22 protein-coding genes are annotated in these 23,222 nt (G+C 72.0%); 5 read left to right on the forward strand and 17 right to left on the reverse strand.

Annotated features, from left to right (window positions below):
- Nucleotides 1-23: 23 nt before the first annotated feature.
- The 4 genes from NFX31_RS04630 to NFX31_RS04645 all read right to left on the reverse strand — a co-directional run bounded on the left by NFX31_RS04630 (nucleotide 24) and on the right by NFX31_RS04645 (nucleotide 4,680).
- Complete coding sequence (locus NFX31_RS04630; RefSeq protein ID WP_045249112.1) at nucleotides 24-1,196, reverse strand: acyl-CoA dehydrogenase family protein; 1,173 nt, start codon at nucleotides 1,194-1,196, stop codon at nucleotides 24-26.
- A complete protein-coding gene (locus NFX31_RS04635; RefSeq protein WP_045249113.1) occupies nucleotides 1,193-2,476 on the reverse strand; it encodes a beta-ketoacyl-[acyl-carrier-protein] synthase family protein in 1,284 nt (427 codons plus the stop codon). The genes NFX31_RS04630 and NFX31_RS04635 overlap by 4 nt, the downstream gene beginning before the upstream one ends.
- Nucleotides 2,473-3,984: a class I adenylate-forming enzyme family protein gene (locus NFX31_RS04640; protein WP_045249114.1), complete on the reverse strand. Its 1,512-nt coding sequence runs from the start codon at nucleotides 3,982-3,984 to the stop codon at nucleotides 2,473-2,475. The genes NFX31_RS04635 and NFX31_RS04640 overlap by 4 nt, the downstream gene beginning before the upstream one ends.
- A 114-nt stretch (nucleotides 3,985-4,098) precedes the next feature.
- Nucleotides 4,099-4,680, reverse strand: coding sequence for a TetR/AcrR family transcriptional regulator (locus NFX31_RS04645; RefSeq protein ID WP_045249115.1), 582 nt, complete (start codon nucleotides 4,678-4,680; stop codon nucleotides 4,099-4,101).
- A gap of 109 nt (nucleotides 4,681-4,789) precedes the next feature.
- On the opposite strand from NFX31_RS04645, the gene NFX31_RS04650 reads away from it, so the two are divergent.
- On the forward strand, nucleotides 4,790-6,037 hold the full coding sequence (locus NFX31_RS04650; protein WP_045249116.1) for an FAD-dependent monooxygenase: 1,248 nt from the start codon (nucleotides 4,790-4,792) through the stop codon (nucleotides 6,035-6,037).
- A 42-nt stretch (nucleotides 6,038-6,079) separates the two neighbouring features.
- Here NFX31_RS04650 and NFX31_RS04655 read toward each other — a convergent pair whose 3' ends face one another.
- The 3 genes from NFX31_RS04655 to NFX31_RS04665 are packed head-to-tail and all read right to left on the reverse strand — an operon-like array spanning nucleotide 6,080 to nucleotide 10,062.
- The gene (locus tag NFX31_RS04655; RefSeq protein WP_045249117.1) at nucleotides 6,080-7,726 is read right to left on the reverse strand and encodes an amidohydrolase; all 1,647 of its coding nucleotides are present in this window, start codon (nucleotides 7,724-7,726) and stop codon (nucleotides 6,080-6,082) included.
- A 1-nt stretch (nucleotide 7,727) separates the two neighbouring features.
- Nucleotides 7,728-8,588, reverse strand: coding sequence for a MoaF C-terminal domain-containing protein (locus NFX31_RS04660; RefSeq protein ID WP_045249118.1), 861 nt, complete (start codon nucleotides 8,586-8,588; stop codon nucleotides 7,728-7,730).
- A gap of 31 nt (nucleotides 8,589-8,619) precedes the next feature.
- Nucleotides 8,620-10,062 (reverse strand): APC family permease, encoded by a 1,443-nt coding sequence (locus NFX31_RS04665; RefSeq protein ID WP_262956893.1) that lies wholly within the window; start codon nucleotides 10,060-10,062, stop codon nucleotides 8,620-8,622.
- Between the two features lie 268 nt (nucleotides 10,063-10,330).
- Here NFX31_RS04665 and NFX31_RS04670 point away from each other — a divergent pair, with 268 nt between their 5' ends.
- From NFX31_RS04670 to NFX31_RS04680, 3 genes are read left to right on the forward strand one after another with little or no spacing between them, the layout of a single operon-like run.
- A complete protein-coding gene (locus NFX31_RS04670; protein ID WP_262956894.1) occupies nucleotides 10,331-11,077 on the forward strand; it encodes an SDR family NAD(P)-dependent oxidoreductase in 747 nt (248 codons plus the stop codon).
- A 58-nt stretch (nucleotides 11,078-11,135) separates the two neighbouring features.
- Nucleotides 11,136-11,942, forward strand: coding sequence for an SDR family NAD(P)-dependent oxidoreductase (locus tag NFX31_RS04675; protein WP_045249121.1), 807 nt, complete (start codon nucleotides 11,136-11,138; stop codon nucleotides 11,940-11,942).
- 30 nt (nucleotides 11,943-11,972) lie between these two features.
- Nucleotides 11,973-12,473: a DUF3465 domain-containing protein gene (locus NFX31_RS04680; RefSeq protein WP_220387468.1), complete on the forward strand. Its 501-nt coding sequence runs from the start codon at nucleotides 11,973-11,975 to the stop codon at nucleotides 12,471-12,473.
- A 19-nt stretch (nucleotides 12,474-12,492) separates the two neighbouring features.
- Here NFX31_RS04680 and NFX31_RS04685 read toward each other — a convergent pair whose 3' ends face one another.
- From NFX31_RS04685 to NFX31_RS04725, 9 genes are all read right to left on the reverse strand, one after another.
- Nucleotides 12,493-13,287: a potassium channel family protein gene (locus NFX31_RS04685; protein ID WP_091481110.1), complete on the reverse strand. Its 795-nt coding sequence runs from the start codon at nucleotides 13,285-13,287 to the stop codon at nucleotides 12,493-12,495.
- A 46-nt stretch (nucleotides 13,288-13,333) separates the two neighbouring features.
- Nucleotides 13,334-13,759 (reverse strand): VOC family protein, encoded by a 426-nt coding sequence (locus tag NFX31_RS04690; RefSeq protein ID WP_091481104.1) that lies wholly within the window; start codon nucleotides 13,757-13,759, stop codon nucleotides 13,334-13,336.
- A 147-nt stretch (nucleotides 13,760-13,906) separates the two neighbouring features.
- A complete protein-coding gene (locus tag NFX31_RS04695; protein ID WP_262956895.1) occupies nucleotides 13,907-15,250 on the reverse strand; it encodes an HNH endonuclease signature motif containing protein in 1,344 nt (447 codons plus the stop codon).
- Between the two features lie 108 nt (nucleotides 15,251-15,358).
- Complete coding sequence (locus NFX31_RS04700) at nucleotides 15,359-16,051, reverse strand: ABC transporter ATP-binding protein (protein WP_045249124.1); 693 nt, start codon at nucleotides 16,049-16,051, stop codon at nucleotides 15,359-15,361.
- The gene (locus NFX31_RS04705; RefSeq protein ID WP_262956896.1) at nucleotides 16,048-17,859 is read right to left on the reverse strand and encodes a branched-chain amino acid ABC transporter ATP-binding protein/permease; all 1,812 of its coding nucleotides are present in this window, start codon (nucleotides 17,857-17,859) and stop codon (nucleotides 16,048-16,050) included. Before NFX31_RS04705 ends, NFX31_RS04700 begins: the two co-directional genes overlap by 4 nt.
- The gene (locus tag NFX31_RS04710) at nucleotides 17,846-18,706 is read right to left on the reverse strand and encodes a branched-chain amino acid ABC transporter permease (RefSeq protein WP_045248976.1); all 861 of its coding nucleotides are present in this window, start codon (nucleotides 18,704-18,706) and stop codon (nucleotides 17,846-17,848) included. The genes NFX31_RS04705 and NFX31_RS04710 overlap by 14 nt, the downstream gene beginning before the upstream one ends.
- A 74-nt stretch (nucleotides 18,707-18,780) precedes the next feature.
- Nucleotides 18,781-19,953 carry an ABC transporter substrate-binding protein gene (locus tag NFX31_RS04715; RefSeq protein ID WP_045248975.1) on the reverse strand — a complete coding sequence of 391 codons (1,173 nt, stop codon included), beginning with the start codon at nucleotides 19,951-19,953 and terminating at the stop codon, nucleotides 18,781-18,783.
- 71 nt (nucleotides 19,954-20,024) lie between these two features.
- Nucleotides 20,025-20,414, reverse strand: a complete 390-nt coding sequence (locus NFX31_RS04720; RefSeq protein ID WP_045248974.1) for a nuclear transport factor 2 family protein — start codon at nucleotides 20,412-20,414, stop codon at nucleotides 20,025-20,027.
- Between the two features lie 145 nt (nucleotides 20,415-20,559).
- Nucleotides 20,560-21,375: a MoaF C-terminal domain-containing protein gene (locus tag NFX31_RS04725; RefSeq protein WP_045248973.1), complete on the reverse strand. Its 816-nt coding sequence runs from the start codon at nucleotides 21,373-21,375 to the stop codon at nucleotides 20,560-20,562.
- A 187-nt stretch (nucleotides 21,376-21,562) separates the two neighbouring features.
- On the opposite strand from NFX31_RS04725, the gene NFX31_RS04730 reads away from it, so the two are divergent.
- Nucleotides 21,563-22,135 (forward strand): dihydrofolate reductase family protein, encoded by a 573-nt coding sequence (locus tag NFX31_RS04730; RefSeq protein WP_262956897.1) that lies wholly within the window; start codon nucleotides 21,563-21,565, stop codon nucleotides 22,133-22,135.
- Nucleotides 22,136-22,151: 16 nt separating this feature from the next.
- On the opposite strand, the gene NFX31_RS04735 is transcribed toward NFX31_RS04730, so the two are convergent.
- Nucleotides 22,152-23,108: an AraC-like ligand-binding domain-containing protein gene (locus NFX31_RS04735; RefSeq protein ID WP_045248971.1), complete on the reverse strand. Its 957-nt coding sequence runs from the start codon at nucleotides 23,106-23,108 to the stop codon at nucleotides 22,152-22,154.
- Nucleotides 23,109-23,222 lie beyond the last annotated feature (114 nt).

Below are 23,222 nucleotides of genomic sequence, written 5' to 3' on the forward strand. Positions count from 1 at the left end.
GGATCGGGGCTCGGCAGCCGTCCTCAGTCGTCCAGCAGCGCGGCGGCGAACATCGGGCGGGCGGCGTCGGCGCTCGGCGGATGGAACAGGCCCGCCGTCGCGTCGCGGTACAGCCGGCTCAGCTCATGGCCGTTGTCGAAGCCGGCACCGCCGGTGCACAGGAGGGCGGCTTCGGCGGCACGGCGTGCGGCGGTCGAGGCGTTGAGCCGTGCGCTCACCAGCAGCAGCGGCCAGCGCGCGCCGTGATCGACGAGCTCGTCGAAGTCGCGGCAGTACGCCTCCAGCTGCGCGGGCACCGCCAGGTACTCGAGGTGCGCGTCGGCGAGGCGGGTGCGCGACTCGGGCACCTCGGCATAGGTCGTGCCGGACTTCGCGGAGCGCCGCTTCTTGAGGCCGGCCGCGCCGAGTTCGAGCGCGCGAGCGGCGACCCCGGCGTAGACGGATCCGATGAGCAGCTGGAAGTTGCTGGTGATCGCGAACGTGAGCAGATCCGGAACCCGCCCCACGGCGATGCGGCGGTTCACGCGCGCGGGCTCCATGCGCACGTCGGTGAGGATGGTCGCCCGGCTCTGCGACGCCCGCATCCCGAGCACGTCCCACTGGTCGGACACGGCGATCCCATCGGCGTCGCGCTCCACGAACCCGTAGACGAGCATCGGGTTCTCCGGATCCGTGTCGTCCCTGCCGTGCGTGATCAGGCGCGTCCAGACGGGCGAGAGGGAGGTGAAGATCTTGACGCCGGTGAGCAGGTAGCCGCCGTCGGGCTGCGGGGCGGCGGTCGTCCGGGAGTCCTGCATGACCCAGTCGTTCGACGGCTCGCTGATCCCGAAGGCGAAGACCTCGCCCGCCATCGCCTCGGCGAACACGACGTCGAGGGAGTGGTCGCCGCGGTCGGCAAGCGCCTTCGCGACCCCGGTGCACATGAGGTGCATGTTCACCGCGAGCGCGGTCGCGGGGGCGGCGGTCGCGAGGCGCTGCTGCAGGTGGGAGACCTCGTCGAGGCTCAGCCCGGGGCCGCCGTGCTCCTCGGGCACGAACAGAAGCAGGTAGCCGCGCTCGGCCAGCTCGGCGAAGTCCTCGTCGAAGAACCGGTTCTCGCGGTCGTACACCGCGGCGCGCTCGCGGAACCGGTCCAGGAGGTCGTCGGGGAGATACCGGTCGGCAAGCTCGGCGCGGCGGGTGAGACGGTCGGTCATCGTGCCTCCAGGGGGTGTTCGAAGATGAGGGCGCCGTTGTGGCCGCCGAAGCCGAACGACGGCGACAGCACCCGGCGCAGTACCGCGGGACGGGCCTCGCGCACGACGTCCCAGTCGTCGAACTCCGGATCGTCCAGGTTGATGGTGGGCGGGATCAGGCCGGTCTGCAGGGTGCGGATCGCGAGGACCGCCTCGACGGCCCCCGAGGCGCCCAGCAGGTGCCCGGTGCTCGACTTCGTCGCCGTGATCGGGATGCGCCGGGCGCGCTCGCCGAACACGGCGGCGTAGGCGGCGAGCTCGGCCGCGTCACCCGCCGGGGTGCCCGTGCCGTGCGCGTTGATGTGGTCGACGGACGCGGGGTCGTCCGGATCCTGTCCGGCGTCCGCGAGCGCGGCGGCGACGGCCTGGGCCGCGCCGCGGCCCGCCGGATGCGGCGCCGTGGGGTGGTGGGCGTCACTGGCCTCGCCGAACCCGGCCACCGTCGCGAGCGGTGCGGCTCCGCGCTCCCGGGCGACATCCTCCGCCTCGAGCAGGAGCGCGGCGGCGCCCTGCGCCATGACGAAGCCGCGCCGTCCCCGGTCGAACGGTCGGCTCGCGGCGGTCGGATCCTCCTCGTACCCGCTCGCGAGCGCGCGCAGGTTCGCGTTGGAGGCGAGGTTCACCGGATTCAGGCAGTCCTCCACGCCGACCACGAGCACGGCGTCCGCATAGCCGTGCCGGATGCGGCGCAGCGCCTCGCCGATCGCGATCGCGCTCGAGGCGCAGGTCGCGGTCACGCCGTGCGCGGTGCCGCGTGCGCCGTAGCGCTCGCTCAGCAGCGCGGCCGCCGCGTCGGGCGCGCCGTGCACGACGAGGCTCACGGGGACACCGCGCGGGCCGCGGGCGTCCAGCGCGCGGGTCGCCGCCTGCATCTGGTCGATCGGGCCGGATCCGGTCCCGACCAGGATCGCGGTGCGGGCGGGATCCCACGGCAGCGCGGCGCCGTCGCGGAGGCGCACGGCGTCGACTCCGGCATGCGCGAGCGCCTGGTCGGCGGCGCCGACGGCCCAGAGCTGGGACGGGCTGAGGCGTCGTGCGAGCGGGGGGTCGACGATGCCGGTGCCGTCGAAGCCGACGATGCGCCCGCCGATCCGCACCGCGAGGCCGGCGAACTCCGGCGCGTCGAGGGCGACGACGGCGCTGCGCCCGGTCGACGCGGCCTCCCAGAGTGCGGCGACGTCGAGGCCGCTCGGCGTGACCGCGCCGAGCCCGGTGACGACGACGCGCCGCCCGGTCGTCACAGCCGGATCCCTTCGCCGTCGGCGAGGAGGGCGGCCGTCGCCGGCCGCCGGATCTTGCCGCCGGCCGTGCGCGGCAGCCGGTCGAGCAGATACCATCGCCGCGGCACGAACTGCGGGGCGAGACGCGCGCGGGCCCAGGCCTGCAGCTCGGCCTTCGACGGGGCGGACCCGCCCTCGATCACCAGCGCGACGACGTTTCCGAGCCGCGGATCGGGCAGCGCCACCGCGCACGCCGTGCCCAGCCCCGGCATCGTGTCGAAGGCGCGCTCCACCTCGGGCAGTGAGACCTTGTGGCCGCCGGTCGCGACGACGTCGCCCGCGCGTCCGGCCAGCTGCAGCCGGCCGTCGACGATCCGCGCCAGATCGTGCACGGTGGCCCAGCCGTCGGGGCCCCGCAGCGCGGCGTCGGTCGTCGCGGCGAGGTAGCCGTCCGAGCACGCGGCGGCGCGGATCCACAGCGTGCCGAGCTCGCCGTCGGGCACGCGCGCGCCCGTGTCGTCGCGGATCTCGGCCAGGATCCCGTCGTAGACGTCGAGGAGAGTGCCGTCGCCGCCGCGGCTGTCGCCGATGAAGCCGATCTCGGCCGCGCCGTAGTAGCTGATCAGCCGCACGTGCGGGAGCACGGCGGCGAGTCCGTCGCGCAACGCTGTCGGAAGGTTCGCGCCGCCGGTCACGACCAGCTCGAGGGCCGAGAACGCGCCCGGATCCCGCCGCGCCGCGTCGATGAGCACCTGCACCACGGCGGGCACCGCGACGATCCGGGTGATGCCCTCGGCGGCGACGCGCGACGCCAGCCGGGCCGGGTCGAACGCGTCGGCGAGGTGGGCGCCGCCCCCGGTCGCGAGGCATTCGATGAGGGCGTAGAGCGTGAGGCTGTACGACAGCGGGCCCGGCGCGAGGGTGCGCACGCCCGGGAGGGGCTCGAGGTGTGCACTGGAGACGGCGACGTTCGCACGGTACTGCCGGCGGGTCTTGAGGAAGGCCTTGGGATCGCTCGTGGTGCCCGAGGAGAACAGCAGCAGGAAGGCCTCATCGGCGTCGCGCACGGTCGGCGGCTCGGCGGGGGTCGCTGCGGCCTCGCGGTCACGGAACTCGTCGAGTGCGAGGACGGTGCCCGTCCACCCCGCGTCCCGCAGCGCCGGCGCGAGGGCGGGGTCGTCGCCGATCACGAGCCCGATCCCCGCGGCGGTCACGACGTGCACCCGGTGCGCGAGCGGCCACTGCGGATCGATCACGGCCGAGACGGCGCGGTAGCCGGCGAGCCCCGCGACGATCCGCGCGGCGTGGAAGGCGCTGCCGACGCTGACCGCCGTGACCGGGATGCCGTCGGTCTCCGGCGCGGGCTGCGGAGGAGCGTCCTGCGCGCGGTGCGCGGCGTCGACGACGGCGAACACGCGGCGCGAGTCCTCGACGAGGCCGGCGTAGTCGAGAGCACCGTCGGCGCCCACGATGGCGGGCTGCGCGGGGCGCTGTGCGGCGGTGGAGAGCACGGTCCTGGTGATCGGCATGCCCCACCCTTCCGTGACGCGGGCACGGCCGGACCGGATCCGGCTTCCCGGTCCAGTGTATGACCGGCCGCCGGACCCCGGCCTCGGGGCCGAGCCTACGGAGCTCGGGCCGGGTCAGCCCGAGTGCGCCTCGTCCTGCAGCAGCGCGACCGCCGACGCGAGGGTGTCACCGTCGGGGATCCGCCCCTCGGGACTCAGCAGCCAGAGGATCCCGAGACCCTGGGAGAGCACGAACTCCAGCTGGGCCAGTGCGAGCGCCTGCTCGGGGGAGAGGTCGGGATAGGCCGCGACGAGGCCCTCGGCGACGCCCCGGTACCCCTCTTCGACAGCCGCCTGCATGCGGGTCAGGGCGGCCGGATCCCGCATCATGCGCACCGCGTTCTCCATGCTGGCCAGCAGCGTCTCGCGGTTCGCCGCGAACACGTCGGGCATGCGGTTCCACAGGGCGGCGAAGGCCTCGAGGCGAGGGAGGTCCTTCGCCTCGAGGATGGCGGCCTCCATGCCGTCGCCGATCCCGGTGCCGAGCGTGTCGAGGAGCGCTTCGGTGACGAGCTGATCCTTCGAGCCGAAGTGGTAGCCGATCGCCGCGAGGCTGACGCCGGCCGCCTGGGCGATGTCGCGGGCCGTGGCGTTCGCGACGCCCCGCTCGACGATGACGCGGCGGGCCCCGGCGAGCAGATCCTCACGATTTCCCATACCGCCATCCTAGGCGCGTCTTAGACGCTTGTACTAGACAGTCGTCCCAAAGGCGTGTATACATACGTCTTAGACAAACGTCTAAATCACCTGCACCGAGGAGAAAGCCATGTCCGCACCCCACGTCCTCATCTCCGGCGGCGGCATCGCCGGGATCGCCACGGCCCTGCAGCTCGTCCGCGGCGGGATCCGCACCACGGTCGTCGAGCGCGCGCCCGAGCCCCGCCCGGGAGGCCAGGCCGTCGACCTGCGCGGCGCGAGCCGCGAGGCGGCGGAGCGCATGGGGCTGATGCCCGGCATCGATGCCCACCGGCTGCACGAGAAGGGGATGGTCTACGTCGACGGTCACGGGCGCCCCTACGGGCGCATGCCGGTCGCGCTCTTCGACGGGCGCGGCGCGGTCGCGGATGTGGAGATCGCCCGCGGCGATCTGAACCGGGTGCTCCTGGACGCGCTCGCGGCGGCCGCCGCCGAGGCTCCGGGACTCCTCTCGCTGCGCTACGGCGACCGGATCGAGGCGCTCGCGCAGGACGACGCCGGTCTCGAGGTGCGCTTCGGGTCGGGCGGCGCGGAGCGCTTCGATGCCGTGCTCGGCGCCGACGGGGTGCACTCCGCCACCCGGCGGCTGGCCTTCGGGCCGGAGGAGCGGTTCGCCACGCGGCTCGGCGGCTATGCGGCGTTCTTCACGATGCCGACCCCGGCCGGCATCGAGGACGGCTGGTTCTCGATGCGGATCGTGCCGCGTGCGATGCTCGGGATCCGTCCCGACCGGGATCCGGCCACGGCGAAGGCGATGCTCACGCTGCGCGTCGGCCACGACGCGGCGCTGCGCGGGGACCGCGCTGCACAGGAGGCGCTGATCCGCCGGCTCCTGGCGGATGCCGGCTGGCAGGCGCCCGCCGTGCTCGCGGCGATGGGCGACGCCGCGGACTTCTACTTCGACGAGCTCGCGAGGGTCGATGTGCCGGACGTCGCGAACGGCCGCGTCGCGCTCGTGGGCGACGCCGGGTACTGCGGAACCCCGCTCAGCGGCATGGGCACGGCCATGGCGCTCGTGGGGGCGTACGTGCTCGCCGGCGAGCTCGTGGACGCGCACGCGGAGGACGTGCCCGCGGCGCTCGCACGCTATGCGCGGCGGATCGAGCCGTTCATCGCCGACGGCAAGAAGATCCCGTTCGGCAGCCTCGAGCGCGCGGTCCCCCGCACGAGCACGGGCGCGGCGCTGGGCCGCCTCACGACGCGCATCATGCTCTCCCGGCCGCTGCGGCCGCTGATGCAGCGCGCCTTCGCCGAGAACGCGACCGACGCGCTGCCGCTGCCGGTCGCCGGCTCCGACGCGGCCCTCGCGACGGCCTGAGAACGGACTCCGTGCAGACTGTGCGGCGGTGCGCGCCCCCGGTCAGCGTGCGGCGTAGACCTCGCGGCCGGCGAACCAGGTCGAGAGCACGCGGGCGTCGATGATGGCGTCGGAGGGGCCCGAGATCGCGTCGCGATCGAGCACCACGAAGTCGGCCGATTTGCCGGGCTCCAGGGATCCGGTCTCGGCACCGAGGCCCATCGCGACGGCGGCGTTGCGGGTGAACACCTGCAGCGCCTCCTCGGCGGTGATCGCCTGCTCGGGCCACAGCGTGCCGGGCGCGCGCCGCAGCGGGTCGGCGCGGGTCACGAGCCCCTGGATGCCCTCGAGCGGGTTCGGCGATTCGCTCACCGGCCAGTCCGATCCGCCGGCGACGAGAGCGCCGGCGTCGATGAGGGCGCGGTTCGGCTGCGAGTGCTCCGCCCGCTCGCCGAGCACCTCGGTGAGCATCTGGGGGATGACGCCGGGGAACCAGATGAACGGCGAGATGTCCGCGACCACGTCGAGCGCGGCGAGGCGGGGGATGTCCTCCTCGGCGAGGAACTGCCCGTGCGCGATCTGGATCGGGGTGGTGAAGCCCTCGGCGCGCAGCCGCTCGGCGACGTCCAGCACGAGCCGGGCGGATCCGTCGCCGGTGCAGTGCACCTTGGCGCCCAGGCCGCGCTCGGCCACCTGTCGCAGCCACCCGTGCAGCTCGTCGGCGGTCATCGTGGTCTCGCCGTGGAAGTGCGCCCCGTGGGCCGCATCGGGGACGTACGGCTCCAGGAACGACGCGGTGCGGGCGGGCGGCACCCCGTCGAGGAAGATCTTCACGAAGTCGGGCCGGTGGTGCGCGGTGCGGAACTCCTCACCGCGGGCGATGAGGGCGGATCCGATCGGGTCGAATCCGAAGATCTCATCGTTGACGAGCAGCGACGAGACCACCCAGGCGTTGAGCTCGCCGGTCGTGTCGAGGCCGCGGAGGGCATCGAGGATGTCGGTGGAGACGCCCGCGTCCTGGAACGCGGTGATGCCGTAGCTGTTCGCGAGGTGCACGCCGTGCGCCGAAGCGGCCCGGTGCTGCGCGGCGGTCAGGCCGCCCGAGCGGTCGTAGGCCTCCTGCACGGGGATCCCCGCGGCTTCGAGGAGGACGCCCGTGGGAGTGCCGTCCTCGGCGTCGAGGATCGTGACCCCGCCCTCCGGGATCGCCTCTGCGGTGATCCCGGCCAGCTCGAGCGCGCGCGTGCTCGCCCAGCGGTTGTGCCGCGAGTCCTCCGCGATCACGACCGGGCGTCCGCCGGCGGCCTCGTCCAGCCGGAGGCGCACGGCCGTGCTCTGCAGCGACGGGAGCATCGTGCTGGCGACGACGCCGCCGATGATCCAGGCGTCCTGGGGAAGGGTGGCCGCCTTCTCCCGCACCCGGTCGAGGATCTCGTCGAGCGTGAGCGACGGCGGCAGGGACAGCTCGAACAGCTCCGTGCGTCCGGCGAGGGCGTGGTGGTTGTGCACGTCGACGAAGCCGGGGTAGACCGCGGCCCCGCCGAGCTCCAGCACCCGGGTGCCGTCGCCGCGCAGGGCCTCGACCTCGGCGCGGGTGCCGATCGCGGCGATCCGTCCGTCGCGCACGGCGAACGCCTCGGCGGTCGGCCGGGCGGCGTCCAGGGTGCGGATCGTCCCTGCGACGACGATGAGCTCGGCGGGGGCGGTCATGTCAGGCTCCGGTTCCGGCGGCGTCCTGCGCGCCGAAGTTCGCGGGCTCCAGCTCGGGGGTGTGGTGCGTCACCGAGATGAGCCGGCCCCAGGCGCCGAACGTGAAGTGCGTGGGCACCTCGCCGGTCTCGTCGAGGCCGAACAGTACGCCGTGCGAGCGGATCCTCGTGACGTCGCGGTGGTCGGCGATCGTGACCGAGGCGCACGGGATGACCTTCTCGCGCCAGGCGAACAGGTAGATGCCGGGGCGGATCTCCCACACGCTGTTCTCGTCGGTGTCGGCGAGGCCGCGCTCGGGGCCGGCCAGGCACTGCCAGCTGTACCAGCGCTCGGACAGGTACACGTGCTCGTAGGCGTGCTCGGTGCTGTACACCCACTCGACGCGACGGCCGATCAGGGCGGTCGTGGGGTGCGGCTCGTCGCCCGTGACCTCGGCGCCGTCGATCGTCGCGGTGCCGAAGTGGTGCACGACCCGCGTGCGCCCGGGCTCGGCCGTCGGCAGGATCTCGCTGATGATCGACAGCACCCGTCCTGCGCGCAGGTCGATCACGAGCGAGACCGCCTCGTTCGGCAGGTAGCGGTGGTGGAACTGCACGTAGAAGAGGTCCTGGTCGACCTCGACCGCCTCGTATGCGTCGGTGTCGGTCGCGGCCTCCGTCGGGTCTCCCTCGCCGGGCGTGTAGGTCCAGGTGACCTCGTCGTCGGCGAACCGGTGCGCGATGCGGGTGCCGTTCGGTGCGGTGACGTCGATCTCACGGCCGGACAGGGCAGTGGTGTGCGGCGCCTTGTTCGCGTCGAATCCGGGGGCGAGGCCGTCCAGCGGCAGCCAGGTCGAGGTGTCGGCGGGGTTCATGGTGGTCATGATGCTCCTTGGTGAGTGGTGCGGGGGAGGGTCAGCGCGCGCTGAACTGCTCGAGGTCGGCGGAGAGGCCGTCGTAGACGGCGGGCTTCGTGCGCTTGAGGTACTGCGCGTAGACGATCCCGCCGATCAGGGCGAGCACGAGCAGCAGCGGCAGCAGGTTGATCCACAGCTCCTCGGATCCCGCCACGATGTTGAAGTTGACGATGGCGAGGATCGAGATGGCGGCGATGCCGACGAAGCCGATGCCGGGGGCGATGAACGTGCTCCACCAGCGCCCGTCGTGCTGCCGCCGGAAGTAGACGACGATCGACAGCGCCGCGAGGCCCTGCAGGATCAGCACGCTGAGCGTTCCGAAGCCGAGCATGGCGGGCACGACCTGCACGATCGGGTCCGCGCCGGCGAGGAAGAAGATGAGCGCGACGATCGCGGCGAACCCGGCCTGCACGATGCCTGCCACGGCGGGGGAGCCGCTCGCGCGGGTGCGGGCGAGCACGCCCGGCAGGATCCGGGCGCGGCCGAGGGCGTACAGGTAGCGGCTCGCGGAGTTGTGGAAGGCGAGCATCGCGGCGAACAGGCTCACCAGCAGCAGGATCATCATCACCGTCGTGAGGGGGCCGCCCAGGTACTGCTGCGCGAGCACGAAGATGAGGTCTCCCGTGGGCAGGTGCTTGACGGCCACGCCCTGCGCGTCCGGCACGCCGATCGCGCTCACGACCGCCCAGGTGGTGACGCCGAGGATGACGCCGATCGCGACGATCGCCGTGTAGGTGGCGCGCGGGATGGTCCGCAGCGGCTGCTTGGCCTCCTCGCTGAACAGCGCGGTCGCCTCGAAGCCCAGGAAGCCGGTCGCGGCGAGCAGCATCCCGATCGGGAGGGATCCGGAGAACACCCACTCCGGGCTGAACGCGGCGAACGAGAAGCCCTTCTGCACGAACACCGACACGTCGAAGACGAGCAGCATCGTCGTCTCCAGGACGAGGCAGACGCCGAGCACCTTGGAGGAGAAGTCGACGCCGATGCGGGCGAGCACGAAGCAGACGGCGATCGAGAGCAGGCCCCACAGGATCCAGCTCATGTCGAAGCCGGTGAGCTCCTTGATGATCGACTGCATGAAGAAGCCGCTCGTGCCGATCGTGCCGACCACGAAGAAGTTGTAGCCGAGGGTCGCGATGAGGCCGGCGATCAGTCCGCCGGTGCGGCCGAGGCCCTTGACGACGAAGGCGTAGAAGCCGCCCGCGTTCACGAGCTGCTTCGACATCTGCGCGTAGCCGACGGCGAACAGCAGCAGGATCGCGGCGACGAGGAAGAACGACATCGGCGCGCCGCCGCCGTTGCCGAGTGCGATCGCGAGGGAGGCGACGACGACGATCCCGGTGAGGGGTGCGACGGCGGCGAGGACCAGGAAGACGATCCCCGCGACGCCCAGCGCACCGGGGCGCAGGGTGGTGTGGGAGTGCTCGGATGTTGCGGTCACGTCGGCTCCTTCGCTCGGGTGACGAGGCATGCGTGCGCGCCCGGGGGACGGTGTCGGAGCGGGGTGGCTCCGGCAGACGGACGCATGCGATGTGCGGACTCTGCGAGTCTGCCCGCTCGGGGTCCTGCGCGGCTTGCCCGGGAGCGAAGGACGATGGTGCCAGCGCGCACACCCGCGTCCGTCCACCTCGTCACCGGCCGCCGCGGCGGAGCAGGATGGCGGAGCGGAGGCGATCCCCTCACCGTCTCCCGCACGGAAGGGAGCGGCGATGGAGCTGCAGCTGCAGGGCAGGACCGCCCTGGTCACCGGTGCCGCCGGCGGGATCGGCCGTGCGGTCGCGCAGGCGCTCGCCGCCGAGGGCGTGCGGGTCGCGCTGGTGGACCGCTCGGCCGCGGGCCTGGAAGACACCGCCGCGCTGTGCGCCGGATCCGTCCCTCTCGTCGCCGATGTGACGGACGAGCAGGAGGTCGCCGAGGCGGTCGCCGCCGCGGTGGGGACGCTGGGCGCACTGCACATCGTCGTGTGCTGTGCGGGGATCTCCGGTCCGGTCGGATCCGGGGTCGAGCAGACGTCGCTCGCCGACTGGCAGCGGGTCTTCGCCGTGAACGTGACCGGGGCGTTCCTCGTCGTGCGGGCGGCGCTCCCGGCGCTGCGCGCGGCGCCCGACGCAGCCGTCGTGTTGGTGGCGAGCGATTCCGCCTTCGTCGCGTCACCGGGCATGGCCGCGTACTGCGCGTCGAAGGCGGCGCTCGTGCAGTTCGGCCGCGCCCTCAGCGTCGATCTCGCGGGCGACGACGTGCGCGTCACGAGCGTGTCGCCGTCGGTCGTGGACACCCCGATGAGCCGCGGCGATCTCGGAGACGACGCGTTCTCCGCGCCGGATTTCCCCGTGCAGAGCGCGGAGGAGGTCGCCGCTCATGTCGTCTACCTCGCCTCCCCTCGGGCCCGCGCGGTGAACGGATCCGGGATCCTCAGCGACTTCGGCTACTCCGCGCGGTCCGGGTTCCCGGCCTGACCATGCCGCATCCCCCTGCTTCCTCCCTGCATCCCGCATTTCCCCGACAGGAGACCTCATGACCATCAACGGATCCACCGGACGCGTCGTCGTCATCACCGGCGGCGGCACCGGCATCGGCGCCGCGATCGCGGCCCGCTACGCGAGCGAAGGGGCGCACGTCGTGGTCGTCGGCCGGCGCGAGGAGCCCCTGCGCGAGGTCGAGCGCGCGGTCGGGGCCCACCCCGTGATCGCCGACGCCGCCTCGACCGAGGATGCGAGGCGCGCCGTGGCCGAGGTGCTGGCGACGTTCGGGCGCATCGACGTGCTCGTCGCCAATGCGGGCGGCCACGGCTTCGCCCCGGTGGGGGAGACGGATGACGCCGGATGGGAGGCGGCGATCCGCGCCAACCTCACCACGGCGTTCGTCATGGCGCGCGAGGCGCTTCCCGCGCTCATCGAGGCGAAGGGGCAGATCGTGGTGATCTCTTCGCTCGCGGGCCTGTTCGCCGGTCCCTCGGTCGCGGGCTACACGGTGGGCAAGCACGCGCTGATCGGGCTCACCCGCACGCTCGCCCGCGACTACGGCAAGCACGGCGTGCGCGTGAACGCGGTGTGCCCCGGCTGGGTGCAGACCCCGATGGCGGATGAGGAGATGGACGAGTTCGCCGCGCACGCGGGCTTGACCTCGCGGGAGGAGGCGTATGCCACGGTGACCGCGGACGTGCCGCTGCACCGGCCGGCGCAGCCCGCCGAGATCGCGGCCGTGGTGCGGTTCCTCGGCTCGAGCGAGTCGTCGTACATGACCGGATCCGTGCTGGTCGTCGACGGCGGCGCGCACATCGTCGACCTCCCCACGACCGCGTTCGAGCACGCCGGGATGTGACGGACCGCGCCGCGGTCTAGGCTGGGCGCCGTGGCGCGGAGGGCGAGAGGGACGACGATCGCCGTCGTGGTGGTGGTCGCGGTGCTCGCGCTCCTCGCCGTCGGGTCGGGGCGGTTCGCCGCCGGTCCTCCCGCAGCGGTCGCCACCTCGTCGCCGGCGGTGGCCGGAGCCGGCGCGACCCGATCGCCGGGAGGCTCCGCGCAGGATCCGGTCCGCGGCCTGTTCGAGCAGCAGCGCAGCGGCGTGGAGGTGCAGGGGACGGGCGTGGTCTCGCGCATCCTGCCGGATGACGACGACGGGTCCCGGCATCAGAAGTTCCTCCTCACCACTCCGTCCGGAGTCTCGATCCTCATCGCCCACAACATCGACATCGCCCCGCGCCTGGACGGGCTGTCGAAGGGCGATCGGGTCGACTTCCTCGGCGACTACGAGTGGAGCGACAAGGGCGGCACGGTGCACTGGACGCACCACGACCCGTCCGGTCGGCATCAGGCGGGCTGGCTCCGCTGGAACGGGCGCACCTTCTCCTGACGTCGGCGGCCCCGGCCGATCAGGCCTCGGGCGGCGGTCCCGGCTCCGCGGGCGAGCGTGTCGGGGCGGTAGACGCTTCGCCGCGCGCGGTGGTCGGCGCGACGGCGGCCGGCGCCATCGCCGCGAGCGTCGCCCGGAGCTCGGCGATCTCCGTGCGCAGCGCGTCGACGTGCGCGACGGTGGCCGCCTGCCGGCTGGTGTTCTCCTCGGAGAGCTGCTCGACGATCCAGGAGGCGAAGGTCGCGGTGACGACACCGAGCAGGGCGATGCCGCTGAGCATGAGGCCGACGGCGATGATCCGTCCCTGGAGGGTGATCGGCGCCAGATCGCCGTAGCCCACCGTGGTGATGGTCGCGAACGCCCACCAGATCGCGTCGCCGAACGTCGAGATGCTGCCGCCGCCGGCTCGCTCGGCGTCGAGCACGGCGAGCGAGGCGACGTAGACGAGCAGCAGCGTGGCGCTGGTCACGTAGATCACGATCTGGCCGCGGACCGCCCGTCCCGCGGTGCGCTGGAGCACGGTGAGGAGGGTGACCACGCGCAGCACCCGCAGCGGGCGGAGCATGGGCAGCACGACCGTCGCCAGGTTGAACAGGTGCGTCAGGAACCAGTGCCACCGGCGCGGCGCGAGCACCAGGCTCACGATGTAGTCGATCAGGAAGGTTCCCCACGACACCCAGAGCAGGTCCTCCAGGAGCGCGCCGACGTCGCCCTTCGGATCCACGATCACCTGGATCGAGTAGGTGACGAGGAACAGGAGGGACGCGACGATGAGCGGCCACTCGGTGATCCGCCGCCAGCGTTCCAACGTCATGCGCGCATCGTACGCCCGCGCGGACCGCGGGACGGTGCGGGGCGCCTCAGCCGACCTCGTCGCGTGTCCTCTTCGTCATCGCGATCATCTCGGGCGACGGTTCGCTGATCGCGATGATGTTGCCCTCGCTGTCGCTGAACCACGCGCCGCGGGTGTCTCCGAGCTGCGCGATCCCGTCGACGGTCTTCAGCCCCGGGAAGTCGTACTCGTGGAACACGACCCCGTGCGTGCGCAGGGCGGTCGCGTCGCGGTCGAGGTCGTCGGTGACCAGATTGAAGGCGGTGTTCTGCGCGGTGCCCGCGAAGCCGGTCAGGTACACGAGCACGACGACGCCGCCGACGTCGTAGAACACGTTGCCGGACGCGGCGTCCTCGTGGATCGGGTCCCGGCCCAGCACGTCGTGCCACCAGGCCTTCGCGCGGTCGAGGTCCGCCGCCGGAAGCACGGCCGTGGCCATGAGGTTCTCGAACATGATGATCCCCAGTCCGGGGACACGTCATTCCCCACGCCGGCCCAGCACGGCGCTGTGGCGATCAGGGCGCGCGAAAGCGGTCCCCGAGCGCATCGTACCGCCGGGACCGGCGCGGAGGAAGAGCGTCCGCGCTCTTCCGGCTTCGGTTCAGAACGGGGCGGCGTCCGGTGGCGGGTAGGGGTCTGTGGTGGTGAAGGTGACGGGTGCGGGTGGGGTGTCGATGTAGGTGCGCCCGGTGGGGCTGGTCCATTCGAGGATCCCGGCGCCGCGTTGTGTGACGGTCCAGGAGGTGTGGTGTTTGAGGACGTGGTGTCGTCGGCAGAGGCCGCCGAGGTTGCCCGCCTCGGTCGGCCCGCCGTATGCCGCGTCGATGGTGTGGTCGAGGTCGTGTGCGCTCGGGGGGAGCCCGCAGGTCGGGAACCGGCAGCGGGCGTCCCGGGCGTGCAGCAGGCGGCGCAGATCTGCGCCGGGCCGGTACCGATCCACCGCGAGGACCCCGCCGGTGACGGGGTGGGTCAGTACCCGTTCCCAGGAGGTGACGTCGCCGGCGAGGATCCGTGCCGTGTCCGTGTCGATCGGGGGCCCGCCGGTGAGCTCGCCAGGTTGCTCCTCCCGACCACCGGAGCCGGTGGTCGCGTTGATCAGGGTGAGCACGGGGACCGTGACCTCGACACGCGCGTGGATCGCACCCAGCAATCCCGCGGTGGTGTCGTGTCCGGACGGGGTGCCGGTGAGCAGCACATCCGCGCACAGGTCCGCCCGCAGCTGGTCGGTCGTGCGATCATCGGCCGGGTCGCCGAGCGCTTCGGGTGCCGTCTCGCCCCGCACGGCGCGGGTGTTCGCGGTCGTGACCTCGTGGGCCTGCTGGGTGAGGCGGTCGTAGATCCCGTCGACGATCGCGGCGGAATGGATCAGCCCGAGCAGTTTCTGCCCGTCGCCGAGGTCCTCCCGCCACACCCGACGCTGGGCCTGCGCGACCCGGTGTCGCTCGGTCAGAGACCGTGGTGCGAGGCGTTCCGCGACCCGCTGCACCACGGCCTTCGCCCGGTGCGGGGTCTCGCCCTCCGACGCGGCGACCGCGACCGCCTCGAACTCCGCCCGGACGGCGTCACTCAACCGTGCCCCCGCGTCCTGGATCTGCCGCACGTGCGGCAGCCCGATCCGCGCCTCCGCGAACGCCCGCATCGTCTCGGGGAACCGGTGCACGAGCTCCGCCGCCTGCGACATCCGCCCCTGCACGACCCGATCCGACATGTGCAGCACGGCCGCGAGCTCCGCCGCCACCGACCGATGCGCCAGCTCCGCCGAGGGCCCGTGCTCCAGGGAGCCGGCGAGATCGTCGGCGATCCGGTGCGCGACGGCGAGGAAGCCCTCCTTCACCGCCTGCAGGCGGACGATCGACGCCTCCGTCGCCCGCAGACCGCTCACCACAGCGTCCAGCAGCCTGGCCGGGTCGACACCCGGATCCGCCATCGCCATGGAGTTCGTCATGCCCCCATCCAACCCGGAGGCACCGACATTCCCCGGGGAAAATCGCAGCTCAGAGGATGGAAAACGTCCACCTGGGACACACTGGCGCAGCGGCCGCGACAGTCGGGCCTAACCCCCGAGGTACGCGCGGTGCAGCAGCTGCGGATCTGCCTGCAGATCCTCCGCCGTCCCCTGGAACGACACGTGGCCTCCGGCGACGACGACCGCCTCCTGGGCGATGCCCAGCGCGAGTTGCGTGAACTGCTCCACGAGCAGCACGCCCACCCCGGACTCGGCGATCGACTGCACGATCGGCACCAGCCGCATGAACACGACCGGGGCGAGCCCCAGCGACATCTCGTCGATGAGGAGGATCTTCGGCTTCGCCGCGAACGCCCGGGCGAGCACCACCATCTGCTGCTCTCCGCCGGAGAGCAGGGCGGTCGGGGAGTCGATGCGCTTCTCCAGCTCGGGGAACGGCGCGAGCGCCGCCTCGAGCTCCGCCGGGGTGCGGGCCGTCAGCGACAGGTTCTCGCGCACCGTGAGGGACGGGAACACCGCCCGCCCCTGCTCGATGTGCACGATCCCTCGCCGGGCCCTCGCGACGCGGGACATCCGGTCGATGCGCTCGCCGTCGAGCGACAGCGTCCCCGCGGAGTGGCCGACGACGCCCGAGATCGACTCGATGAGGCTCGTCTTCCCTGCGCCGTTGGGGCCCACCAGGGCGAGCACCTCGCCGCCGCGCACGGTCAGCGAGACGCCCGAGATGACGGGGCCCGCGCCGCGGCTGACGGCGACCGCGTCCAGCACCAGTTCGCTCATGACAGCAGCTCCGTCTCTCCCATGTAGGCCTTGACGACGTCGGGGTTCGCGAGCACCTCGTCCTGCGGACCCGTCGCGAGCACCCGGCCGAAGTTCAGCACCGTGAGCATCGGGCACACGGAGCGCACCAGATCCAGGTCGTGCTCGATGATGATGAGCGCCACGCCGTACCGCTGCGGCAGCTCGCGCAGCCGTGCGGCCAGTGCGAGGTGCTCGTCGTGCGAGAGCCCGGCGGCGGGCTCGTCGAGGATCAGCAGCCGCGGCCCGGCCAGCACGGCGGCGGCCACCTCGACCAGACGCCGGGTGCCGACGTCGACGCTGGAGAGCCGGGACCGCGCCGGCGGGCAGCCGAAGAACGCGAGCGTCTCCTCGATGTCCGCCGCCGAGAGCCGGCGCCGGGCGACGAAGCGCACGTAGGCGCCCACGGTGAGCAGCGGCGGCACCCGGTCCTGCTGGAAGGTGCGTCGCAGCCCGAGGCGGGCGCGGCGGGTGGGGGAGAGGCCCGCGAGGTCGCGACCGCCGAGCAGCACCCGCCCGCCGTGCTTCGGCAGGAAGCCGCTGATGGCATCCACGAACGTGGACTTGCCGGCGCCGTTCGGGCCGATGAGGCCCATGATCGAGGCCTCGGCCACCGAGAACGACACGTCGTCGAGCGCCTTCAGAGCGCCGAACTGGACCGTCAGATGCTCGACCGTCAGCACCGGCTCGCCGCTCAGGAGCGCCGGATCCATCGTGGCGGTGGTGGTCGTGCGGATCTCCTCGGCGTCGTCCGCGGCGTCCGCCGGCAGCGCCGTGAGCTCGGCGTTCGCGGTCCGGCGGTCCTGCCGCTTCCAGATCAGGTTGCGGATGCCCTGGCCGAGACTGGTGCCGCTCGTCAGCGCCTGCACGCCCAGCACGCCGAAGATCACGAAGCCCCAGTCCTGCGGGATGTGCCAGCGCTTGAGGAGCTCGGGCACGAGCACCCACAGGATCCCGCCGAACACCGCCATGTCGATCAGGTGCGCGCCGCTCATGATCGCCAGCACGTACAGCGCGAGCGACTGCAGCGGGGTGAAGCTGGCGGCGAACGGCAGCTGCACCTGACCCGCGAGGAGGCCCCCGGCCACGCCGCCGAGCGCGGCGGAGACGGCGAAGGCGGTGAGCTTGGCCGCCTGCACGCTCTGGCCGGCGGCGGCCGTGCCGCGCTCGGAGAAGGCGACGGCCTTCCAGCTCGCGCCCCAGCGGCTGCGCTGCAGGAAGAACACGATCAGGGCGCAGACCACCAGCACGATGATCGAGAGGAAGAAGAACTTCTTGTCGTTGGCGAAGAGCATCGGCCGGTCGACCGAGATGGCGTCGGCGGATCCGGGGAACTGGATCTGCACGAGCGTGACGTCGGCCGCGGCGGCGAAGCCGAGCGTGACGACCGCGAGGTTCACCCCGCGCAGGCGCAGCGCGGGCAGGCCCACGAGCACCCCGGCCACGCCCGCGACGAGCGCGCCGAGCACGAGCCAGACGATGAAGCCGCCGGGGGCGTGCCAGATGTTCATGAGCGCCACGACCCAGGCGCCGATGGCGGCGAAGGTCAGCTGGCACAGCGCGATCATGCCGGCGGATCCGGTCACGACGCCGAGGCCCATGATCGCGATCGCCGCGATGACGGCGCTGATCGCGAGGTAGACGAAGTAGCCGGGCAGGGCGTTGGAGAGCAGGAGGCCCACGAGGATCGCGAGGCCACCGACCACGAACGGCCAGACCGTGCGCACCACGGGCCTCTGCAGGAACGGGAGGGACGGGCGGGCGGGCGAGAGCGGCTCAGCGTGCGGCATCCCACACCTCCTTGCGCTGGGTCCACAGGAGCAGGACCACGATGAAAAGGAACGGGAGGAAGTTGCGCACCAGCGAGATCTCGTTGATCTGGGCGACGAGGCCGCCGAGCACCCCCAGGACGAGCCCGCCGATGACGGTGAGGTCGAGGCGCTTGAACCCGCCCAGCAGCGCGGCGGCCGCCGCGGGGATGATCAGCAGCGACAGGCTGGTCGCGTCGTTGGACTGCGAGGGGGCGACGATCACGATCGCGATCGCCGAGATGATGCCCGTCACGAACCACACCGCGATCGAGAGGGGGCGGGAGCGGATCCCGAGCAGCTCGGCGGTCGTGGGGCGCTCGGACAGCGCCCGCAGCTGCGTGCCGACCCGCGTGCGGGTGAGCACGATCCGCACGCCCACGGCGACCACGATCGCCATGCCGACGGTCCACACCGTGACCTGGCTGATCACGACGCCGCCGAGCGAGAACGCCGGTCCCGCGATGATCGGGGTGAAGGGCTGGGGCTTGTTGCCGAACAGGATGAAGGAGAGCGAGATCAGCAGCAGCAGCGGCCCCACCGTCATCGCGGAGCGCGTCGTCGTGGACGCCTCCGATAGCCAGGTCGCCGCGATCCACCCGATGGCCGCCGCGAGCAGCCCGCCGATCAGCACGCCGATCACGGATCCGATCCACACCGGCATGCCCGCCTTGGTGACCAGCCACACGGCGCAGAAGCCGCCGAACATGCCGGTCGCCGCCTGCGCGAAGTTGACGACCCGGACCAGCCGGGCCATGAGGGTCAGGCAGACGCCGAGCACGGCGTACAGGCCGCCGGCCGCGAGCCCTGCCAGGGCGCCTTCGATCATCGTGCTTCTTCCTTTCGGGTGGCCGTCGAGCGAGGACGCGGCAGGCGACCTCGCTCGACGACCCGGGGATCGATCTACTTCTTGGGGATCCGGTACCAGTCGTCGGCGACCTTCTCCCAGGCGTGCGTGCCGCTCTTGAGCTCGATCGGCCAGCCGGCGGTCGGGATCGTGCCGAACTTGTACGGGTCGCCGATCATCTTGTTGTCGACGGCGGGCATGCTCTTGATCGCCGCCGAGACGGACTCGCGGGTGATGTCGCCCTTGACCGACTTCAGCGCCTCGATGAAGTACGTCGCGGCGAGGTAGCCGCCCTGGCTGAACGACGTGAGCGGGATCTTGTTCTTCGTCATGAGATCGCGCCAGTCCTTGTTCACGTCGTTCTCCTCGGTGAACGGGTAGAACTCGGCGGGGACGTAGATCCCGGCACCGGCGTTGTCGATCGCCTTCGCGAAGTTCTCGCTGTAGACGCTGGTGAGGTACAGCCAGGTGACGTCGTTCCAGCCCTGGGCGTTGGCGGCCTTGACCTGGCCGATCGCGTCCGGCTCGACCGGGTTGATCGCGAGGGCCTTGCAGCCGGCCTGCTTCGCCTTGACGATGTAGGGCGTGTAGTCGCTCGCGCCGTAGGGCACGGTGTCGTCCACGTAGAGCGGCTTCTTGCCGGTGATCGCGGTCCACCGGTCGATCGCCGCCTGGTAGGTCGGGCGGGTGGATCCGGCGATCTCGAGCAGCACGCAGATGTTGTCGAGCTTGAGCTGCTCGGATCCGTACAGCAGCGTGAGGGTCATGTCGTTGTACGGGCCGACGTTGGCGGGCGAGATGCTCTTGCTGTCGAAGCATCCGGTGTCGACGCCGATGCCGGGGATCGAGAGGATCCCCTCCTGCTCGTAGTACTTCTTGTTCAGATCGCACTCGATGAGGCTGGCGGAGCCGACCATCGCCACGGCGTTGTCGGATCCGACGATCTCGCGGGCGTTGGCGGTGGCAGTCGCCGGGTCGCCCTTGTCGTCCAGCGCCTTGTAGTCGATCTTGCGGCCGTTGAGGCCGCCGTCGGCGTTGAACTTGTCGAACACGGCCTTGGCCGCCTGGGAGGCCTCGGGGAACGTGGCCGCGCCGCTGATCGTGTTGACCGATCCGACGACGATCGGGTCGCCCGATCCGGATCCGGAGCCTCCGTCGCCCGAGCAGCCGGCGAGGGCCAGCATGCCCGCGGCGAGCAGCGCTGCTGCGGCGGTGATGCGCTTCTTCATGTGATTCCTGTCTCTCTCGGGTGCGGGGCGGATCCCGCGGTGTGGTGCAGGTCTCGGTGGCGGTCCGTGGGTCAGTCGCGCAGGGCGCGGGCCACCATCTCGGTGTCGGTGAACTGCTCGAACGCGACGACCTCGCCGCCCTCGAGCCGCCAGACGTGCGCGACGCGGGCGGCGAAGAACCGTCCGGTGCGCTTGTGCGTGCCGGAGTAGGTGCCGATGCCGACGACCGTGTCGCCGCCGTCGACGACCTCGTCGACGGCGAGCGTGTAGTCGTCCCAGTCCTCCTGGATGCGGCTGAACACGTTCGCGGCGACGGCCTCCGGACCGACGTAGGTGCCCGCGTAGGGGAAGCCCGCGGCCTCCGTCCAGCGCACGTCGGCGGCGAGCGGGGCCAGCATCCCGTCGAGGTCGCCGCGGTCGCTGGCGTCGTAGTGCGCGCGGATGATGTCGGCGTTCGTCATGGCGGGACTCCTCAGGTCGGGTCCCTTCGAGAGCCTCAGGGACCGGCGGGCGGTAGGACGGTCGGGTCCCTTCGAGAGCCTCAGGGACCGGCGGGGTGGTCAGGCGGTCTGGGTCCCTTCGAGAGCCTCAGGGACCGGCGGGTGGTCAAACGGGCTGGGCGTCCGGGTAGGAGACCGAGCCGAGCGGGTAGATGTGGCCGCCGGCACGGGAGTGCTCCGACGCCCCCTCGCCGGTGAGGCCGAGGAAGATGCCGGTCGTTCGCAGCTGGTAGCCGAGGTCGTGCAGCCAGACGCTCGCGACCGCGATCCGGAACTCGCGGAAGCAGAACAGGTACAGGCCGTCGGCGAAGCGCCACACGGTCGACAGATCCATGTCGCCGTGCCCGCGCTGCACGCCTTCGAGGCACTGCCACGCGTAGCGCTGGCTGGAGACGTAGACGTGCTCGTACAGGTGGTGCGGGCTGTAGCGGTACACGTTGCGCTTGCCGATGAGGTCGCGGCTCGGTCCGGGGACCTCCCCGGTGGGGGTGCCGCCGTCGGTCGTCGCAGCCCAGAACTCCTGACCGACCTGCGGGGTGCCCTCGACGGCCTCGGCCGCGATGCGCGAGCGGATCACGGCCGCGCGGTGCGTCGTGGTCGAGTAGACGATCGTGAGCGCCTCGCGCTCGCGCGAGGTGAGCGGCAGGTTGACGAACACGACGTCGTCGCGCACGGCGACGGCGTCGTACGGGTCGGTGCCGGAGGCCCCGAGGCCGGACCAGGTCACCAGAGCCTCGGTCCCTGAGCCCGTCGAAGGGCCGAAGTCCAGCGTCAGCGACTGGCCGTCCTCCAGCGTCAGCGCGAGCGCGGTGCCCGCGAGGTCGGTGTTCGGCAGGCGGTAGGTGTCGATGCCCGCGGCGAACTCGTCGTAGGTGCGCCACTCGTCGAGGGCGGGATCGGCAACCGTCACTTCATCGGACACGGGGGACTCCTTCGACCCTGTCCCCGCCGGACTGCGGGGCGTGGGTCCATGCTGTTCCCGCGCTCCGCACCGCTCAACGGCCGGGATGCGATCGCGCGCCGAGAGTCAACCGGCGTGCCCGCACGGGCAAGAACCGGATCCGCCCGGAGTGCTTGCAAAAAACAAGTAACCGGAGGAGACATCCGGCATGGCAGAGAACGGGCGGGATCTGGTCCTGAGCTATCACGTCTCGATCGACGGCAAGAGCGTCGATGCGGGCAACGGCATGCGCGCCGTCATGGAGTCGATCGACGACCCGGAGCAGGAGCGCGCGTACGTCCAGCAGCTGTGGGAGGCGGGCGCCTTCCTGATGGGGCGGACGTCGTACGAGGCGATGAAGGGCTTCTGGCCGGTCGTCGACCACCCGTCGGCGGCGCCGATGAACGAGATCCCCAAGGTCGTCTTCTCGCGCACGCTCGCCTCCGCAGACGAATGGGGGCCGACCACGATCGCCGCAGGAGACCTCGCCGACGAGGTCGCGCGGCTCAAGGCGCAGGCGGGGAAGGACCTGTTCGCCATCGCGGGCGACTCCTTCCAGCGCTCGCTCATCGCGGCGGGCCTCGTCGACGAGTACCGGCTCTGGGTGCTGCCCGCCGCAGCGGGGTCCGGCACGGCGCTCTTCCCGGAGGGGGAAGGGCCGCTGCGGCTGCGGCTGCGTGCGAGCACCGCCTATCCGAGCGGAGTTCTCGAGCTGCGTTACGCGCCGGACGATCGCGGCTGAGGGGTCTCGCGCCGGGTCAGTGCGTCGAGCGGTACTCGCTGGGGGAGACGCCGTAGGCGGTCTTGAACGCGCGGCTGAAGTGCGCGGCGTCGACGAAGCCCCAGCGCGCGGCGATCGCGGCGACCGGGCGGTCGGCGAGCACCGGATCCAGCAGGTCGCGGCGGCACTGCTCGAGGCGGCGCGTGCGGATCCAGGTCGACACGGTGGTGCCCTGCTCCTGGAACAGACCATGCAGGTGCCGGGTGGAGATGAAGTGCGCGGCGGCGATCGAGGCGGGTCCCAGGTCGGTGGAGGCGAGGTTGCGATCGATGTGGCCGCGGATGCGCTGCATGAGGGCGCGATGCGGGTCGGCGGCGGACTCGTCCAGGCCCAGCTCCCGGGTGAACACGGTCGACACGAGATCGAGGGCGCTGTGCGCGAGCCGGGCGCCGGTGGCGCCGGCCAGCTGGTCGAGGTTCGTCGCGAGCTGACGCAGATACGGCACGACCATGCCGCCCAGGCCCTCCTGGCCGGAGATCCGCACGGCGGTGAGCTGGCCGACCATCTCCGGCGGCAGGCTCAGCAGGTGCTTCGGGAACATGACGACCATCGTCCGGAAGTCCTCGTCGAAGACGAGCGAGTACGGGCGATCCGTGTCGTAGACGGCGAGGTCGCCCGCGGTCAGCACGGCCTCGCGGTCGTCCTGGATGAGAAGGCCGGTGCCGGCGAGCATCAGGCTCAGCTTGAAGTAGGAGCGGTCGCCGCGGGCGATGAGCTCGGGCGTGCGCTCCACGACGTGACGCGTCGCGCGGACGTCGTTGACATGCACCTCGTCGACCGAGGCGCCGCGGATCAGCCCGCGGAACGGGTCCGCTCCGGTGCCGCTCACCTGGAGCGGCACGAAGGAGTCGGAGACCGCGGAGCGGAACTCGCTGACGTTGCGCGCGACGAGTGTCGAGACGGACTCTGCGGGAGCGACGGGAACTGCTGCCACGGCTGATCACCTCGGGAAGATGCAGGGGTGGATCGACGACTTTGTATACGATCCGTTCAGGCACTCTACCACCGCGGCCCGTGCGGCGGGTGGGATCTCCCTCCCGTGGCCGCC

It is taken from the genome of Microbacterium azadirachtae (genome assembly GCF_025583665.1).
GTDB lineage: Bacteria > Actinomycetota > Actinomycetes > Actinomycetales > Microbacteriaceae > Microbacterium > Microbacterium azadirachtae.